Consider the following 17,993-nt stretch of genomic DNA (forward strand, 5'->3'; position numbering starts at 1 on the left):
TCAATTACAATTTGAGTTCTTGAATAAGAGTTTTAAACTCTTCACCCAATTTGGGATGGTCTACACCATAATGTAAAACCGCTTTCAAGTAGCCAATTTTACTGCCGCAATCAAAAGTTTGACCTTTCATGCGATAGGCTTCAACCGTATCGGTCGCTTGCAGCATAGCAATAGCATCGGTCAGCTGAATCTCATTACCCGCACCTTGGGGTGTATTTTCGAGTAATTGCATGATTTTCGCAGGTAAGATATAACGGCCGACTACGGATAAATTGGATGGTGCTATTCCGACTGCTGGTTTTTCCACAATGCCTTGCATGACGATGCTATGCCCTTCTGCAGGTGTAGAAGCAACATCTACAATGCCATATTGATCCACCAAATGATCAGGTACAGCTTCCACCATAATTTGTGATGCTTGTGTTTCACCAAAACGTTGAATCATCAAACTCAGATCGTTTTGGTCTGATGGATCTTTGACTAAAACATCTGGCAATAGCACAGCAAAATCATCATCTCCCACGACAGATTTGGCACATAAAACTGCATGACCTAAACCAAGTGGCTGTGGTTGACGTACGCTGATCACACTGACATGTGGCGGTAAAATTTCAGTGATTTCTTTCAGTAAATCAAATTTTTTTTTATGTTCTAGAGTGGTTTCCAGCTCAAAATTACGGTCAAAGTAATTTTCAATCGAAGCTTTTGAAGAATGGGTCACCAAGATAATCTGTTCAATCCCTGCAGCAACCGCTTCTTTGACTACATATTCAATGGCCGGACGGTCAACCACCGTCACCATTTCTTTAGGAATAGATTTACTTGCAGGAAGAAAACGTGTACCCAAACCAGCTACAGGAAGAATTGCTTTTTTAATCATTACATCATACTTCTAAGTTTAAATTTACCATCATATTTATTAAAGTCTAAAGCTAGATTTTAATAAATCCATAAAATATTAGCCTTCGGGTTTTAGTTGACATCAATATGCAGCTTTATTAATAAAACCTTTAAAAATAGTTAAAAATATAATTTTTAAATCCAACAACAGGCTCCATGTGCGGATATATTCCAAATCACAGTCCACACGTTTTTCCATTTTATCCAAAGTATCTGTTTCGCCCCGCCAACCGCGGATCTGAGCCAATCCTGTAATGCCAGGCTTAACCTTATGGCGCAGCATATAGCCAGTAATCAACTTCCGATACTCTTCATTATGTGCAGCAGCATGTGGACGAGGCCCTACAACAGACATATTACCTAAAATAACATTAATAAATTGTGGCAACTCATCTAAAGAAGTTTTACGCAGAAAACTACCAACTTTGGTCACACGTGGATCGTTCTTTACAGCTTGCTTAACGTCTGCGCCATTTTCCATTACAGACATGCTTCTAAATTTATAGACCAGAATAGGCTTGCCATTTAAGCCATAGCGGATTTGTTTAAAAAACACAGGCCCTTTAGAATTCAGCTTAATAGCGATAGCAATGCAAAGAAGGAGCGGTGAAATCAGCATTAAAATAGCCGAAGCGACACAAATATCTTCTATACGTTTCAAAAAAATATTAATGCCTTTAATACGGGTATCAATAATCGGAATAATTGGCGTACCATTAATATCATCTACCCGAGAATATAAAAAATCATAACTAAATAACTCAGGAACAATGACTGTCGAACATGTTGTATCCGAAAGCATTTTTAATAGGTTATTAACTTGATGAATATTTTCCTGACTTGTCACAATATAGACTTGATTAATATCTTCTGAATGAAGAATACCAATTGCATCATTTATATTACCATTAAAATCATATTTGTCTGCTTTTTCATTAAATGAATATATACCCAACGGATTAAATCCAATCCACTCTGACTTCTTCAAATCAGTAAAAAGCTTATGTGCTTTAACGGAATCACCAATGACAATTACATTTCTAGATTTTTTGAATATTTTAAAGGAAATGGCATATATTAAACGAACAAAAATCCGCATTATTCCCATAAAAAACAAGACTGTACAAAAATATTGAATCATAAGCTTTAAGCTAATATCAGAATAAAGAAGACAAAATGGAAGCAGCAAAAATACACTAAAGAAGATATTTTTTAAGCAAGCAACCAATTCATTAAATAAACTGACACCACGCCAAGAACGGTAAAAATCAGTCAAACCGCCAATCAACTGAAAAAAACTGACCATACTTAAAAATATAAGCATCGCCTGATGACTGATCACTAATGAATTTAAATTAAAAATAGCATACAAAGCCACATAAATAGCAACCACATCACAAAATCTTTGTAAAATTGATACGTAAGACGCATTTAATCGAGAAGCCATTGTTAACCTTTAAAAGCAATTATTGGATATACCACTTAGTAATTTAAATTTTAATAAGTATGATCATACAAAAAATTTCTAAATGTTAAATTTAAAAAAACATTACTATACAATCAATTTAAACATTATAAATGTAAATTTAGGAATATTAAACCAAATATATATTTCATTATAATAAAAATTAAAAAAGTCGAAAAATCCATTTAAAAACAATAGATTTATTCGACTTATAAAACATTATTTATATTTTTTTAATAGATCTTCATATTGATTAAGCACATTTGGCCAAGTAAATTCTTTTATGAAGCGTTCTCTAGCATCGTGCTTCATTTGATTAATGGAATTTGGGTTATCAATCAATTTGTCTAGAATTAAGGAAAAAGCATCAGCATTAGAAAAATACATAGCCCCCTTGCCAGCAACCCATTTATTGAAGCGGTTATCGTGTGCAATAATAGCATTCCCAGCACCTAATGCTTCAACCAAGGATGGGTTAGTACCACCAACTTGGTGACCATGCACATAAGCTAAGCTGTAATAACGGAGTGCTTGCACAATAGCTTTATCATAAATTGCCCCAATAAATAAGACTTCATCACTCGCTGCATCCAATACTTTTTTATGGAAAGTATTGGATCGGTCATAATTACCCAACACAACCAGTTTTATTCCCCGTGTACTCTTGGAAAAACCTTCTACAATTTCCAACAGCGAATTTTCAGGTTCAGGACGAGCAATAACAGTTAAATATCCATTTTTTTCTAATGACCACTTTGCGAGTGGTTCAACAGAAATATGCGTTACTTCTTCCGCCCCATATGGAATCATGGTAATTTTTTTAGGGTTTGCACGTGTAGAAAGATGTTTTTTAATTTCCGGGTGATCTGCAACTAGATGGTTGCCCAACCAGCATCCTGCCCAGTCATTAAACCAAAACCATAACTTTGCGATAGGCCCCCACTTTGCACGCGACCATTCAATACCATCCATATTGATAACTGAATGGATTCCTTTAAATCGCAAAAGAAGGGTAAAAATAGCTGTATTGTAACCTAGAATTAAACATTGATCAGAATACTTCATAGCATGTAAATTTGTCTTCCAGTCAAAGATGATTGTACCTAATGGGCCAGATTGTTTTACTGGAATATGAATGCGCTCAACACCTTTCCATTCATCTGTCCACATTTCACCTTCACCATCTTCCTGGCAATATACCACTGGTTTCCAGCCTTGCTGAACAAGGTATAAACATAGATATTCAGCAAAGGTTTCAAAACCACCATGCGCTGCTGGTACCCCACGAATACCTAATATACGTAGTTTCATTTAATCATCTCAAATTCATCTAGAAAAAAACTTTTTTACAACCTTATCAGGTCGTAATGTAGCTGCTAATAGCAAAAAAAATAATCTTTTAAATCCATTATTAGAAAATAAGAATTTTCTATAAAATTTAATATGCAAAAAATATAAGTTAATATGTAAACTAGAAGTTTGTGTTGAGAAAATTTTATCTCGTAGAGCATACGTTTTCTGTATTGTTGAGATGGGCAAAACATTAGAAGCACTATTTAAATGAATTCTATATCTCAATAAAACTTCTGGTAAATTTTTAAAAATAGCACCATCCTTAATCATTCTTGCAAAAATATCATAATCTTCTGCTGGAACATTAGATTGTACATATTTATGTTTTTTAAAATAGGACGATCGTCCCATAACTGTTCCATGCAAAACACCATGCTCTCCTTTCCGATATGCAGATAATATTTTTTTGTGCGTTAACGGAAAATTAGTTTTATTAACATCCTTTCCTGTCACAGAATTGAAAGCGATAGCATTTGATCCAATAATATCTATGTTTTGGTCACTTTCTAATAAATCATATTGTATTTGCAATCGATCTTTATGAACTTCATCATCTGGATCAATACGGAATATATATTTTCCTGTAGCTAAATCAATACCCTCATTCAAGGCATTTCCAAAACCTATATTTTTATCTAAGGCAATAATAATTAAACATGGTAATTCTGCCTTATAATTGTTAGCAATTTCTAAAGAATCATCTATAGATCCATCATCAATAAATATAAGCTCTTTAGGCAAAGCCGTGCTCTTTTTCCATGATTCGAAAAAATCTTCTAAAAATGGAGCATTATTATAATTGGCAGCTACAACTGAGATATCTAGAGTGAGCTTATTATCATTTAAATAACCATCAAAATCTTGATAGTTTTTTTTAGACATATGGTTATCTCCCGCAATGAATTGGTAATTTTTTATATCTATAGAGTAATAATAGCGTAAAATTAAACATAAATATAAAACCTATATCTGTTAATACTAAATTAAAGTTCATATATGATAATAGAATAATAAATAATATCATTTTAGCAGTAAAATTTACGCCAAATTTCAATATTAAAAATGTTTGATAAGCAAAATATAAAATAAATCCCAATAAACCATAATCAAAATAAAGAACATAAATTGTACTAAAACCGGAATTATATAACCAAGTTTTTTCGATAGGATTATAATATGTTAAAGGTCCTTGACCAAACCAACTAATTCCAGTTTGAAATATTTCACCAAAAGGTGCAAATCGAGGTGCAGTAATCCATTCATCTTTCCTTTGATAATCATACTGAGCTTCTTGAATAAAATTATACAAATAAATAGACCATTCAGAGTAAGTAAAACAAAAGAGGAGTATAAAAAACAACCATATTAATATTTTAAATCCCAATTTATAGGATTTTATTTTATCAAAAATAAATTTAAAAAATAATATTAATAATATTATTAATATTATTAATTGAGCTGCTTTAGAATTACCTAAAAAAACAACAAAAACACCTAAAATAGTTATTATAATCTTTTCATTATATTTAGAAGGAAGAAGATAAACACTTAAAATCATTAACTCACATATAGTAGCTAATGTAGCGTCAGACTGTAAAAATAAAGTCCCAAAAATTGCATCTTCATAACCAATCGCTGCTTTAGAAAAAGAAATATAGGATTCCGTAAAGCTAGCTTGTATTATCGTCACAAGGAGTTGTATGAATAAAAATATTTTAGATATTTTAAAAAAAACTGTATTAGATAACGTACCATATTCACCAAAGAGCCTGTTAGCATAAATTCGACCTGAACAGGCAGCTATTATCGTACAAATTAAATAATAAACATAAGTGCTCGTATACGAAATTTTCGCATCAACAATAAAATGATATACGATAATAAATATTAAAAATAAAAATAAAAGAAATTCAATTCTGAGTTGCCTCCAACTAGAATAAAATTTAAAAATATGAATAAATAAAAATAAAACTATAAAATTACACTGTGTAGGTGAAATTACCCCTAAATATTGAAAAGTCCCTGCAAATAAATATAAAAATAATATAGGTAACATCCATGTCAAAGCACTAATCTTTAAGTTTAAAAAATTTATCATTTCAAGATATTCTCAATTTTTTAATAAAAGAAAAAAGCTTCAATTTTTTTAAAATAGATATGGAAGTCCGCCTAAAATTTCTATACTTATAATTTAATTTAAAAATATATTTATTGCCTTTCGTGTCAATATATATATTTCTATAATACTCGTAATATTTTTTATCTAATTTAGCAATGATACAAAGATCCATTTGATTAATAAGATAAACCTCTAAACATTCTTTCGGAAATTTATTCTTCCATTTTTCAAGAAAATTAATCATCGATTTAATATCGAAGTTTCTTCCTGAAACAGCATCATCTCTCTCTAAATTACTAGATGGCGTTGAATTAAAAATCCATCCCGTTGTTAAGTATTCCAAAGCTAAAAAGAAATCATAATCTTGATGTCTTTTTAAATTTTCATCCCAACTTAAATTACCAATTTTTGTTTTGTTTACTACATAACTGGATGTCTGCGCTGACCAACCTTTGCTGGAAAATAACACATGAAAAGGGGTATCAACTAAAGCTATGTCACCTGAATAATTAACGACGGTTGAATTTCCGTAATGAATTATTGCGCCACCATATACCGCTGCTTTACCACTTATATCTAAAACTCTTACCGACTCTTCAAGATGGCAACTTTCCCACCAATCATCTGAATCTAAAAATGCAACATACTTAGTGTTTGCTTTCACTAATCCAAGATTTCTTGCATAATTTGCATTACCAGATTTTTCTGTCTTTAAGTATTCAATACTTAGATTTTCTGAAGTTCTAGCATTTATAATTTTTTTTAATTTCTCAACCTCGTTTTGATTTGAACCATTGTCAATAAACCAAAAATTCTTAGGTTGACTAGACTGATGAAGAACTGAATCTATAAGTCTTTCAGCATAATTTGACCTATTATAAAAAGGAACAACTACTGTTAAATCTAGCTGTTCTTGTTTTTTAGTTAGAGGCATTGGCATTACAACAGTCCTAGTCAAACTATCTAATTAAATTAAAAAATTTCTGCATTTTGAAATAGAGGGGCTGATGAATCCTTTTCCGTAAGTAGTAAATCAACTTCTGATTCTATTGGCCACTCAATTGCAATTTGTGGATCACTCCAAACAATTGAACGCTCACACTCTTTAGAATAGTATGCAGTTGTCTTATACAAGAACTGTGTATTATCTTCTAAAGTAATAAAACCATGTGCAAAGCCAGCTGGAATCCAAAATTGCTTATGGTTTTCCCCACTTAACTCTACACCTACCCATTGACCAAATGTTTCAGAGTCTTTACGAATATCAACTGCAACATCCCAAGCACGACCTTGCACTACACGCACCAATTTCCCTTGAGCATGAGGATTTAACTGGTAATGCAAACCACGCAAAACCCCTTTTTTAGAAAATGAGTGATTGTCTTGCACAAATTGAGGAATATCTAAACCACGTTCAGCCAATGCTTTTTCAAATACCTGCTGGTTAAAACTTTCCATAAACCAACCACGATCATCACCAAATACTCGTGGTTCTAAAATCAATAAATCCTTGATTTTTGTTTCAATTACGTTCATTTCTGATCCATTAAAAAGATATAAGGGCCCAAAACAGGCTCTTTATAAAAGTTTAACCTTAGTTACTATGTTCTTGATACAGCTTTAATAAATACTGACCGTAACCAGTCTTTTTAAAAAACTCACCACGTTGTTTGAGTTGTTCAGGACTAATCCAGCCATTATTAAAAGCAATTTCTTCCAAACTTGCGACTTTTAAACCTTGGCGATTTTCAATAGTTTGAACAAAATGACTTGCTTCTAATAAAGAGTCATGTGTACCTGTATCTAGCCATGCGAAACCACGACCTAATACTTCTACATTCAGGGAATTTTTTTCAAGGTAGATATTATTCACGTCGGTAATTTCCAGTTCACCACGGTGTGAAGGCTGAATATTTTTGGCAATTTCAACAACATCATTGTCATAGAAATATAGCCCAGTTACTGCATAGTTTGACTTCGGCTTTTCTGGTTTTTCTTCAATGCTGAGCGCTTTACCTTCAGCATCAAAATCAACCACGCCAAAACGCTCAGGGTCATTCACATAATAACCGAATACAGTTGCACCAGTCACCTGCTGAGTCGCACGTTTAAGTTGATCGCTGAAATGCTGACCGTAGAAAATGTTATCACCTAAAATCAGGCAAACATTGTCTTTGCCTATAAACTCTTCCCCTAAAATGAAAGCTTGTGCCAAACCATCTGGTGAAGGCTGTACTTTATAAGACAATTGAATACCAAGTTCTTCACCTGTACCTAGCAATTTTTCAAAATTAGGTAAATCTTCAGGCGTAGAAATAATCAAAATTTCTTTAATTCCAGCCAACATCAACACAGACAGCGGATAATAGATCATCGGCTTATCATAAATAGGGAGTAATTGCTTAGACGTCCCCATGGTGATTGGATATAGGCGGGTACCTGATCCACCCGCTAAAATAATACCTTTACGTTTTATAGAGTTTGTCATGTTATAAAATCTCATTAATGACTTGCGCTACACCTTGTTGCCATACAGGCAAATGCAGTTTAAAAGTCTGTTGTAGCTTTTGCGTATCTAAGCGCGAATTTAGGGGGCGACTTGCTGGTGTTGGATATGCTGAAGTTGCAATTGGATTTACTGTTTGAATAGCTAAAGTCGCGCCAGATTGACGTGCTTGCTCAAAAATATAATTCGCATAGTCATACCACGTTGTTTCGCCCGCAGGTGCTAAGTGATAATGTCCGTGCAATTTTTTTTGCTGATCAAAATTTTGCAGTGTGTAATAGCGTAAGGCTTGTGCAGTCACATCAGCAATTAAAGCAGCTCCAGTAGGCACACCCACTTGATCTTGAATAATACTCAACTCAGTCTTACTTTCTGCCAATTTCAGCATGGTCTTAATAAAATTATGACCATGTGTTCCATACACCCAGCATGTACGAAAATTGATAAAACGAACTTGACTCTTTTCAAGTGCAATTTCACCCTCATATTTGGTTTGACCATAATAGTTCACGGGTTGCTTAGGTGCATCTTCCACCCATGGTGTAATACCTACACCCTCAAACACATAGTCAGTTGAATAATGCACCAATAAAACATTCTGCTTTTGGCAAAGCTGCGCCAAATGAGCAACGGCTTTATGATTAATTAAATCCGCTTGATCTTGTTCAGATTCGGCTTTATCTACAGCTGTATAAGCAGTGGCATTTACAACAATATCAGGTTGTATTTGCTTTAATACATGTTCAATTGCTGGGAAGTTTGCAATATCGCCACATAGACCATCGCCATTGATAGAACGATCCAAAGCAATCACTTCACCAAGTGGCTGTAATGCACGTTGCAATTCCCAACCGACTTGACCATTTTTACCTAAAAGCAAAATTTTCATCTAATTAATTAAGCCTTTTCAGTTTGATATTGCTGTTGAATCCAGTTTTGATATTCACCACTCTGAATGTGCTCAACCCACTCCTGATTATTCAGATACCATTCAACCGTTTTACGCAGTCCTGTTTCAAAGCTTTCTTGAGGTACCCAACCTAAGTCTTTTTGAATTTTACTAGCATCAATAGCATAACGTAAATCATGCCCTGGACGATCTGTTACATAAGTAATCAAATCTTGATAATGTTCTATACCCACAGGTTTATTTGGGGCTAACTCTTCGAGTAATTCACAAATGGCTTTTACGACATCAATATTCTTTTGTTCGTTATGGCCACCAATATTATAGGTTTCACCTACAGCTGCCTCAGTAACAACCTTATATAAAGCACGAGCATGGTCTTCTACATACAACCAATCTCGAATTTGATGACCATTCCCATAAACAGGTAGTGGTTTACCCGCCAAAGCATTTTGAATAATCAATGGAATCAGCTTTTCAGGAAAATGATAAGGCCCATAATTATTTGAACAGTTTGTTACCACTATAGGCAAACCATATGTGCGATGCCAAGCTCGAACTAAATGATCTGAACTGGCTTTACTGGCAGAATACGGAGAGCTTGGTGCATATGGCGTAGTTTCAAGAAATAAATCTTCTGTTCCCTCTAAATCACCGTAAACTTCATCAGTTGAAATATGATGAAAACGGAATGCTTGTTTTTTCTCTTGAGAAAGGGTATTCCAATATTGACGAGTTGCTTCTAATAGCTGATAGGTACCAATGATATTGGTTTCAATAAAAGTAGCTGGCCCAGAAATTGAACGATCTACATGTGACTCAGCAGCCAAATGCATAACAGCATCTGGTTGAAAGCTTAAAAACAAGTCATCTAGAGCACTACGATCACAAATATCTGTTTGTGAAAATATATAACGTTCATTATTTTGGATACTTGATAACGACTCTAAATTACCAGCATAGGTTAGTTTATCAACGTTTAAGACATGATTATTTGTGTTTTGAATAATATGTCGTACAACAGCAGAACCAATAAATCCTGCACCACCTGTGATTAATATTCTCATCATCTATCCCAATAAATTTATAATATAATTAGTTTTCGCCAAACAGATCACGTGTGTAAACTTTATCACGGACATCACTTAATTCTCGAACAAAGCGATTAGCGACTATGACATCTGATTTTTGCTTAAAAACTTTTAAATCATTAACTACTTCAGAATTAAAGAAATGCTCTTCACTCAAATTCGGTTCATACACAATAACTTCAATCCCTTTGGCTTTAATTCTCTTCATAATAGCTTGAATTGCAGATTCTCTAAAATTATCAGAACCTTGTTTCATTACTAAACGATAAATGCCTACTACTTTAGGCTTCAATTGCAGAATTTTTTCAGCAATAAAATCTTTACGCGTAGTATTGGATTGAATAATCGCCCCAATCAAATTTTGTGGTACAGCCTGATAATTAGCTAACAACTGTTTAGTATCTTTTGGCAGACAATAACCACCATAGCCAAACGATGGGTTGTTATAGTGTGTTCCAATACGTGGATCTAAACCTACTGCTTGAATAATATCTTTACTGTTCAAATCACGGGATTCACAGTAAGTATCCAATTCATTAAAATACGCTACGCGCATCGCTAAATAAGTATTAGAGAAAAGTTTTACTGCTTCTGCTTCGGTTGAATCCATTAATAAAACATCAACATCAGCTTTTAAAGCAGCTTTTTTGAATAGCTCACCTACTTTCTGCCCAATCTCAGAACGATCACCGATCACAATACGTGACGGATACAAATTATCGTATAGAGCTTTACCTTCCCTTAAAAACTCAGGAGAAAAAATGATTTTCAAGTTTGGGTATTGCTCACGAATATTCTTTGTGAAACCTACAGGAATAGTAGACTTGATAATAATTGTTGAATGAGTTTCTACTTGAGCTAATTTATTGATTACTGCTTCAATCGATGAAGTATCAAAGTAATTGGTTTTTTCATCATAATTTGTTGGTGTAGCAATAATAATGAAATCAGAATTATGATAAGCAACTTCTTGATCAACAGTCGCTTCAAAATGAGTTACCTTTTTCAAGTATTTTTCAATATACTCATCTTGAATCGGAGAAACTTTGTTTTTCAGCAGTTCAACTCGGTGTTGGTCAATATCTAATGCAACCACATGATGCTGATTTGCAAACATCATAGCATTCGACAAACCTACATAACCTGTTCCAACGACTGTAATTTTTAACATTTTTTTTCCAATTAATTAGATTGAAATGATTTCTTGAAAAACGGATAAAAATGAATCTTAAAAATTAATCCATTTTTATAAAAGTAATTAAATAGAGTGAGCGATAAAAACTCAATTAATAGCACACTATATGCAGCACCTTGCAAGCCATAGCATTTGATCATTACATAACTAATAGGTAAAGCAGAAAGGGCTACTAGAGCCATTTTCTTTGAAATATAATGATAGCTCTCTTGTTTAATCATCAAACGAGCAGAAACTGTGCCCAACCCACTACACATTGTTGAAAGTGCCAAGATTAGTACTAAATATTGAGCCTCCAAATAGGCACTACCATATAACCATTGAATTATGGTATTTACTAGAAAAAATAAAGCTGTCATTGCACTTAAGGAAATTGCAATCACAATTCCATTTAATTTTGCAATTAAAGCGTAAGACATTTGGTCATCTTTTATTTGATAAATCTTACTTAACACTGAAGTGATTACAGAAATATTTACAAAAGACCATGCTGTACCCAAAGTCACCGCCACTGCATAAATTCCAAGTTCTTTCAAGGTAGTTAATTTTGCAAGCATTAAGCTAGTAATTTGGGTATAAAAACTAATTGCTAATGTTGAGACAACCAAAGAACCACCTGCAAAAATATAATATTTCCAATATTTTTTAGGTTTATTTAGTAATGGCTGTTCATTTTTGTTATAAATCCACTTTTTTAAAACATATGGAAAAAACGTTACAAGTAGAATTGGTATTGCTAAATATGCGTAATCTAATTCTAAATAAATAATCAAATATCTGACAGCTAGTGCAACACTTAACCCAATCATATTGGTAATTGCATTAATATAAGATTGTAAAACTGCGTTATTATAAATTGTATAAATATCTTGTGTTAGAAAAAATGTTGCCGATGCTGTTGCAATTCCGTAAATTAAAGTTAATCGATCTGTAAAACATGCAAGACCGACTAAAATAGGTGTACTAAAAAGAAAAAATAATAAAATTCTTAATTTCTGAGTGTTAAACAAATAATTTAAACCCATTTTTTTATTTTTACTTACCCGTTTAAATAGAATTTCTTGGTTACCAAACCAAGTTAATGTTTGAACAAAGTTAAAAAGTGTAGCCGCCAACACAATTTTTCCAAAGTTTTCAGGACCAATATATTTTGCCACATAGGATGTCACAAAAATTAATCCAAAAATTGAAATAACTTTTTCAAGCATCATCCACAAAGAGTTAGAAAAAATCTTATTAGAAAATATTTGCATCGCAAAATCCTACTCCAAGATACAAACAATCATAATTTTTTAGTTTCCTTTGAACATTCACAAAAATAATTTCGCATTAGTATAGTTAATCAGACCAATATTGTCTTTACTTTTAAAAAATATTTGTAGTTTTATTTATATATCCTTCTACATGTTTTTTAAAAAAATACAACAACTTAATCTTATTTTCAATTTTAACGATCTCATCCAAATTATTAAATATAATAAATACTTTATTATATTCATAAAACTCCTCAAAAGACTTTAATATCCGCTCATGATCCGTTTTTTCAACATTTTCAGCATCAATTAACAACTCTTCATATAGCTTTTCACCCGGACGTAGACCTGTAAATTGTATCTCAATATCACCTATACCATTTTCATCGATTGCTCGAAAACCACTCAAACGAATCATTTGTTTAGCTAAATCTACTATTTTAACTGGCTCGCCCATATCCAATAAAAATACATCACCGCCAGTCCCCATCGCACCAGCCTGAATCACGAGCTGAGCTGCTTCAGGAATCGTCATAAAATAACGCGTGACTTCTGGGTGCGTTACTGTAACAGGCCCGCCTTGAGCAATCTGCTTTTTAAACAAAGGGACGACAGAACCTGACGAACCGAGTACATTACCAAAGCGCACAATACTAATTTGCGTTTTTGGATTCGTCGACGCTAGGCCCTGACAATACAATTCTGCCATGCGTTTAGACGCGCCCATCACATTGGTTGGACGTACCGCTTTATCTGTTGAAATTAAAACAAAAGTTTCAACATTTTGGTTTACCGCTGCATCTACACTACGCTGTGTACCAATGGAGGTATTATAAATACCTTCAAATGGGTTTGCTTCAACAAGTGGTACATGTTTATAAGCTGCGGCATGATAAACTGTTTGCACTTTGTACTCTTGAATAATACGTTCTAATTTTTGCTGATTGGTGACAGAACCCAATACTGGTACAACTTGTACATTGGATGTCTGCAATTCACGATCAATTGAATACAAAGCAAATTCAGACATTTCAAACAGCACCAGCAATTTCGGCTGATGCTTCACAATCTGACGACATAACTCAGAGCCGATCGACCCCCCTGCTCCTGTCACCATGACCACTTTATTTTTAATATTTTTTTCTAACAGTTCAGGTTTCGGCGGTACAGGATCACGTCCCAATAGGTCGATAATATCCACTTCACGAATATCTGAAACTTGGACTTGACCATCGACCAGTTGGGTTACCCCTGGTAGTTCCATGATTTTGACATCTGCCGAATCAAAAGACTCAATAATCTCTTTTTTCCGTGCACGACCAACGGAAGGCATGGCAAGTAATACTTCTTCAATGCCAAATTTTCCAAGTTTTGCTTGCGCTTTTTTGGGTGAATAAATTTTTAAACCGCTTAATGACTGCCCTTGTAAGGAGCGTTTATCGTCAATAAAACACACCGGCAAATAATCATCTGAACGGTTTAAAGCTGCAGCAATTTGCTGACCTGCCAGCCCTGCACCATAAATTGCCACGCGTTTACGGCTTTGTTTTTTGGCAAAAGTTTTAAGAGTAGCGTAGCGAATGACAGCACGGCTCCACCACATGTATGAAAACAGCATAAAGCCATACATCAGTGGAATACTCATTGGAATAAATGCAACATTCAATTTTTTAATCGTGTACAAGGCCACGATTTGAATAAATGTCCCGATTAAAATCCGCAGCAAATAATCTTCATTAAATGAACGCACAATTGCACGGTATATACCGAGCAAAGCAAAAATAGCAATGCCAAAAATACCGACATAGATATACCAAGCGTCTAAGCCTTGCATGACCTGTACATTCGGACGCGCCAAACGAATGGCATAAGCCAGCCACATCATTAACGGTAAAACACAGATATCCATCAGCACCAAAACGATTTGTTTTTGGCGACGCGGTAATGATGCTATAGAACGGATAAAGTCTTTCACAAGATGCTCAAATGGGGTCAATAAAGCGAATGAGAGGGCATATTATACGCGCTTTTCAGGTTTAGATTTTTGCGATCACCGCTTGGATCGCATCCACGGTTTTTTGCAGGCTGTGCTCAGACAATGTTGGGTGTACAAGGAACATTAAACTTGTTGTACCGAGCTGTTTAGCTTGCGGCAAAGACTGTGCAGGACGCCAAGGCGTACCATCAAATGCTTTTTCTAAATACACTTCTGAACACGAACCGCTAAAACAAGGCACATTCAATGCATTGATTTCAGCCATGATTCGATCACGCGACCAGCCGTTGGGTAATGCATCGACATTGACTTGCACATAACATTTATATGCGGCATGTACATAGTCGCTAGAGGGTTTAGCTACAGTAAAATACGGACTATTTTCAAACGCCGCTTGGGTACGTGCCATATTGGCGTTACGTTTTGCAGTCCATTCGGGCATTTGTTTGAGCTGTAAACGGCCAATCACCGCCTGCATTTCCATCATGCGCCAGTTGGTGCCAAATGAGTCATGCAGCCAGCGGAATCCCGGCGGATGTTGCGTGTGATACACGCTATCAAAGTTTTTGCCGTGATCTTTATACGACCACATTTTTTTCCAAAGATTTTCGTCATTGGTCGTGACCATACCGCCTTCACCGCCCGTGGTCATAATTTTGTCTTGGCAGAAAGACCATGCGCCTATATGACCGATGGAACCTGCTGATTTGCCTTTGTACATTGCACCATGCGCTTGAGCACAATCTTCAATCACGAAGATGCCTTTTTCCTCAGCCAACTGCATGATCGGATCCATATCACACATCCAACCTGCCAAATGTACACAAATAATCGCTTTGGTATTCTGCGTAATCACTGCTTCAATGGTACATCGAGAAATATTCTGGGAAGCCAGCTCCACATCGGCAAAAATAGGATTGGCGCCTGCCGTCACAATCGAGCTTGCCGAAGCTAAAAAAGTACGTGAGGTAACAATCACATCATCGCCTGCACCAATACCTAAAGCTTTGAGTGCTAAATCGAGTGCGACTGTACCATTGGCCACGGCAACTGCATGCTGAGTTCCTGCAAACTGTGCAAATTCCTTTTCAAATTCACGGCATTCTTGACCGGTCCAATAATTCACCTTATTAGATAAAAGGACTTTTGATACCGCATCGGCTTCTGCTTGAGTAAAGCTTGGCCAAGGTTCAAATGCACTGTTTAACATGGAATTTTCCCAGTCTAAAAATCGAGTTTACAAATCTATTTTGAAGTCACAATTCGGGCAGGATTACCCACCACAGTGACGCCTGGGGGTACACTTTTGGTGACCACGGCGCCCATCCCGACAATGGCACCTGCACCAATCACTAAAGGCTGATCAGGTGTGCCCTGCTTAATCATCGCACCCGCGCCAATATAGGCGTGCGCGTGTATATGAATATTGCCGTTGCATTTTACGCCTGGTGCGAAAGTAACGAAATCCCCAATCACACAATCATGCTCGACATAACTGTATAAATTGGCATGAAAACACTTGCCTATTTTGACATTTGAGCCAATGCTGACAAAGGGACTCAAAGCAGAACATTCAGCGAGTTCTATTTGATCCATTAAAACCACATTGTCCGCAGTGATCGACCAAAGCAGAATGCCATCCGATTCTAAAAGCTGCGCAATTTTTTCACGCACACGACTATTGGCAATCGCAATTTGCACATATTTTTCAGAAGCAGATTCATTTAGAAACGCTTGGTAATTCATGGCACGATGACCATTGACCAAAACAGTGTCTGTTAACGCATCATCGATAAAGATAATTTCAGACGCATCACCTTTACGTGCCAATTGCTGACGCGCGACAGGCATCAGGCTACGCCCACAACCTGAAGCGCCATAAATTGCATAAAGTGTTGTCATTATTTTTGTTCCGGTGTGCCGGTAAATTTGGTCATGGTCGCTTCACCTTCAGCACTGATATCATCCTTTGCAATGACTTTTTTTATGGTTTTCAGCATGATTTTAAAGTCGAGCCATAGAGATTGATTTTCAACATACCATGTATCAAGCTCGAATTTCTTTTCCCATGAAATGGCATTGCGACCATTCACTTGAGCATGTCCTGTGATGCCCGGACGCACGTTATGACGCTTGGCTTGCTCACGATTATAGAGCGGTAAATATTCCATCAACAGTGGTCGTGGTCCGACAATACTCATATCGCCTTTAATCACATTCCACAGTTCAGGCATTTCATCCAAACTGGTGGCACGGAGCATTTTTCCGAATGCAGTCAGACGCTCACTGTCAGGTAAAGGATTACCTTCCACATCGAGCGCATCTTTCATGGTCCGAAACTTCACCATTTCAAAAGGCTTGCCATGCAGACCCGGACGTACCTGACGGAATAAGACAGGCGAACCTAAATTCTTTTTCACCTTATAAGCCACCAAAGCATAAACAGGAGACAGCAGCACCAGCGCAGATGATGCAATAACAATATCCAATAAGCGCTTTAACATGGTTCACTCTTAAGATTAGATGAAGATGGGGAAATGGTATCCATTTCTAGCAATGATTATACCCTGTTCGACGCCATCAGATTTGTAAAATATTTCAACGATCAAAGGGACTCAAGTATTCCCCATTCTAAAAGCTGCCAAACCATATAGCCGCTTAGAGATCGGTCCAACGACGATTGACTGCATGACCCGGGTTATTCATGCTGATCACTTTCGCGTAGTTTCCTACCGCAGTTGCATTTTCAGGAATGTCTTTCGTCACAACGCTGCCCGCACCGATAGTGGCATTATTGCCAATTTTGACATGCTCAATGATGCAAACATTCGGCCCAATATAAACATTGTCACCAATTTCTGCTGCTTGACGGCCGCCATTGGCACCAATCGTTGTAAATTGCGATAAATTTACATTATTGCCAAGCACAGTCGTAGGGTTAACAACCAGCGGCCCGCCATGACCAATAAACAGACCATATCCAATTTGAGTTGTGGTATGAATATCTATGCCGTACTGCTTTTTTTTATAATAATAAATGGGATAAGCCAACTTTGCCCAAAAAGATTTTGCACTGGCCAAACGCAGCCAAAATGAAAAATTAAAACCACGATTGAAAAAATAAGTTTTTAAAAATGTTTTAAAACTGACATGGCCGGTATAACGGTATAAATCACTTTTTATATATTTTAAGGTCATCTGGATCGCC

17 protein-coding genes are annotated in these 17,993 nt (G+C 35.6%); all 17 read right to left on the reverse strand.

Translation table 11 applies throughout. The annotated features are described in order from the left end of the window. Window positions 1–4: 4 nt before the first annotated feature. The 17 genes from galU to FTU77_RS10185 all read right to left on the reverse strand — a co-directional run bounded on the left by galU (window position 5) and on the right by FTU77_RS10185 (window position 17,983). Entirely contained in the window at window positions 5–880 is an 876-nt protein-coding gene (galU, locus tag FTU77_RS10105; RefSeq protein WP_180055705.1) for a UTP--glucose-1-phosphate uridylyltransferase GalU, read from the reverse strand. Between the two features lie 102 nt (window positions 881–982). Beyond that, entirely contained in the window at window positions 983–2,347 is a 1,365-nt protein-coding gene (locus FTU77_RS10110; RefSeq protein ID WP_180055706.1) for an undecaprenyl-phosphate glucose phosphotransferase, read from the reverse strand. A gap of 237 nt (window positions 2,348–2,584) precedes the next feature. After that, window positions 2,585–3,676, reverse strand: a complete 1,092-nt coding sequence (locus tag FTU77_RS10115; RefSeq protein WP_180055707.1) for a DUF1972 domain-containing protein — start codon at window positions 3,674–3,676, stop codon at window positions 2,585–2,587. A 15-nt stretch (window positions 3,677–3,691) separates the two neighbouring features. After that, entirely contained in the window at window positions 3,692–4,600 is a 909-nt protein-coding gene (locus FTU77_RS10120) for a glycosyltransferase (RefSeq protein ID WP_180055708.1), read from the reverse strand. A gap of 4 nt (window positions 4,601–4,604) precedes the next feature. Then, a complete protein-coding gene (locus tag FTU77_RS10125; RefSeq protein WP_180055709.1) occupies window positions 4,605–5,783 on the reverse strand; it encodes a hypothetical protein in 1,179 nt (392 codons plus the stop codon). Window positions 5,784–5,817: 34 nt separating this feature from the next. After that, entirely contained in the window at window positions 5,818–6,777 is a 960-nt protein-coding gene (locus FTU77_RS10130) for a glycosyltransferase family 2 protein (protein WP_180055710.1), read from the reverse strand. Between the two features lie 32 nt (window positions 6,778–6,809). Continuing rightward, window positions 6,810–7,373, reverse strand: a complete 564-nt coding sequence (rfbC, locus tag FTU77_RS10135) for a dTDP-4-dehydrorhamnose 3,5-epimerase (protein ID WP_180055711.1) — start codon at window positions 7,371–7,373, stop codon at window positions 6,810–6,812. Window positions 7,374–7,431: 58 nt separating this feature from the next. Continuing rightward, a complete protein-coding gene (gene rfbA / locus FTU77_RS10140; protein WP_180055712.1) occupies window positions 7,432–8,325 on the reverse strand; it encodes a glucose-1-phosphate thymidylyltransferase RfbA in 894 nt (297 codons plus the stop codon). A 1-nt stretch (window position 8,326) separates the two neighbouring features. Beyond that, window positions 8,327–9,232 carry a dTDP-4-dehydrorhamnose reductase gene (rfbD, locus tag FTU77_RS10145; RefSeq protein ID WP_180055713.1) on the reverse strand — a complete coding sequence of 302 codons (906 nt, stop codon included), beginning with the start codon at window positions 9,230–9,232 and terminating at the stop codon, window positions 8,327–8,329. A gap of 8 nt (window positions 9,233–9,240) precedes the next feature. Continuing rightward, on the reverse strand, window positions 9,241–10,317 hold the full coding sequence (rfbB, locus tag FTU77_RS10150) for a dTDP-glucose 4,6-dehydratase (protein ID WP_180055714.1): 1,077 nt from the start codon (window positions 10,315–10,317) through the stop codon (window positions 9,241–9,243). Between the two features lie 28 nt (window positions 10,318–10,345). Then, on the reverse strand, window positions 10,346–11,512 hold the full coding sequence (locus FTU77_RS10155; protein ID WP_180055715.1) for a nucleotide sugar dehydrogenase: 1,167 nt from the start codon (window positions 11,510–11,512) through the stop codon (window positions 10,346–10,348). Window positions 11,513–11,523: 11 nt separating this feature from the next. After that, complete coding sequence (locus FTU77_RS10160) at window positions 11,524–12,789, reverse strand: oligosaccharide flippase family protein (protein WP_180055716.1); 1,266 nt, start codon at window positions 12,787–12,789, stop codon at window positions 11,524–11,526. Window positions 12,790–12,901: 112 nt separating this feature from the next. Then, window positions 12,902–14,764, reverse strand: coding sequence for a nucleoside-diphosphate sugar epimerase/dehydratase (locus tag FTU77_RS10165; RefSeq protein ID WP_180055717.1), 1,863 nt, complete (start codon window positions 14,762–14,764; stop codon window positions 12,902–12,904). Window positions 14,765–14,825: 61 nt separating this feature from the next. Continuing rightward, window positions 14,826–15,995 carry a DegT/DnrJ/EryC1/StrS aminotransferase family protein gene (locus FTU77_RS10170; protein ID WP_180055718.1) on the reverse strand — a complete coding sequence of 390 codons (1,170 nt, stop codon included), beginning with the start codon at window positions 15,993–15,995 and terminating at the stop codon, window positions 14,826–14,828. 35 nt (window positions 15,996–16,030) lie between these two features. Beyond that, the gene (locus tag FTU77_RS10175; protein ID WP_218947286.1) at window positions 16,031–16,687 is read right to left on the reverse strand and encodes an acetyltransferase; all 657 of its coding nucleotides are present in this window, start codon (window positions 16,685–16,687) and stop codon (window positions 16,031–16,033) included. Continuing rightward, a complete protein-coding gene (locus tag FTU77_RS10180; protein ID WP_180055719.1) occupies window positions 16,687–17,289 on the reverse strand; it encodes a sugar transferase in 603 nt (200 codons plus the stop codon). The genes FTU77_RS10175 and FTU77_RS10180 overlap by 1 nt, the downstream gene beginning before the upstream one ends. A gap of 154 nt (window positions 17,290–17,443) precedes the next feature. Next, window positions 17,444–17,983: a serine O-acetyltransferase gene (locus tag FTU77_RS10185; protein ID WP_180055720.1), complete on the reverse strand. Its 540-nt coding sequence runs from the start codon at window positions 17,981–17,983 to the stop codon at window positions 17,444–17,446. Window positions 17,984–17,993: the final 10 nt, after the last annotated feature.

This window comes from Acinetobacter sp. YH12142, assembly GCF_013418435.1.
GTDB classification, from domain to species: domain Bacteria; phylum Pseudomonadota; class Gammaproteobacteria; order Pseudomonadales; family Moraxellaceae; genus Acinetobacter; species Acinetobacter amyesii.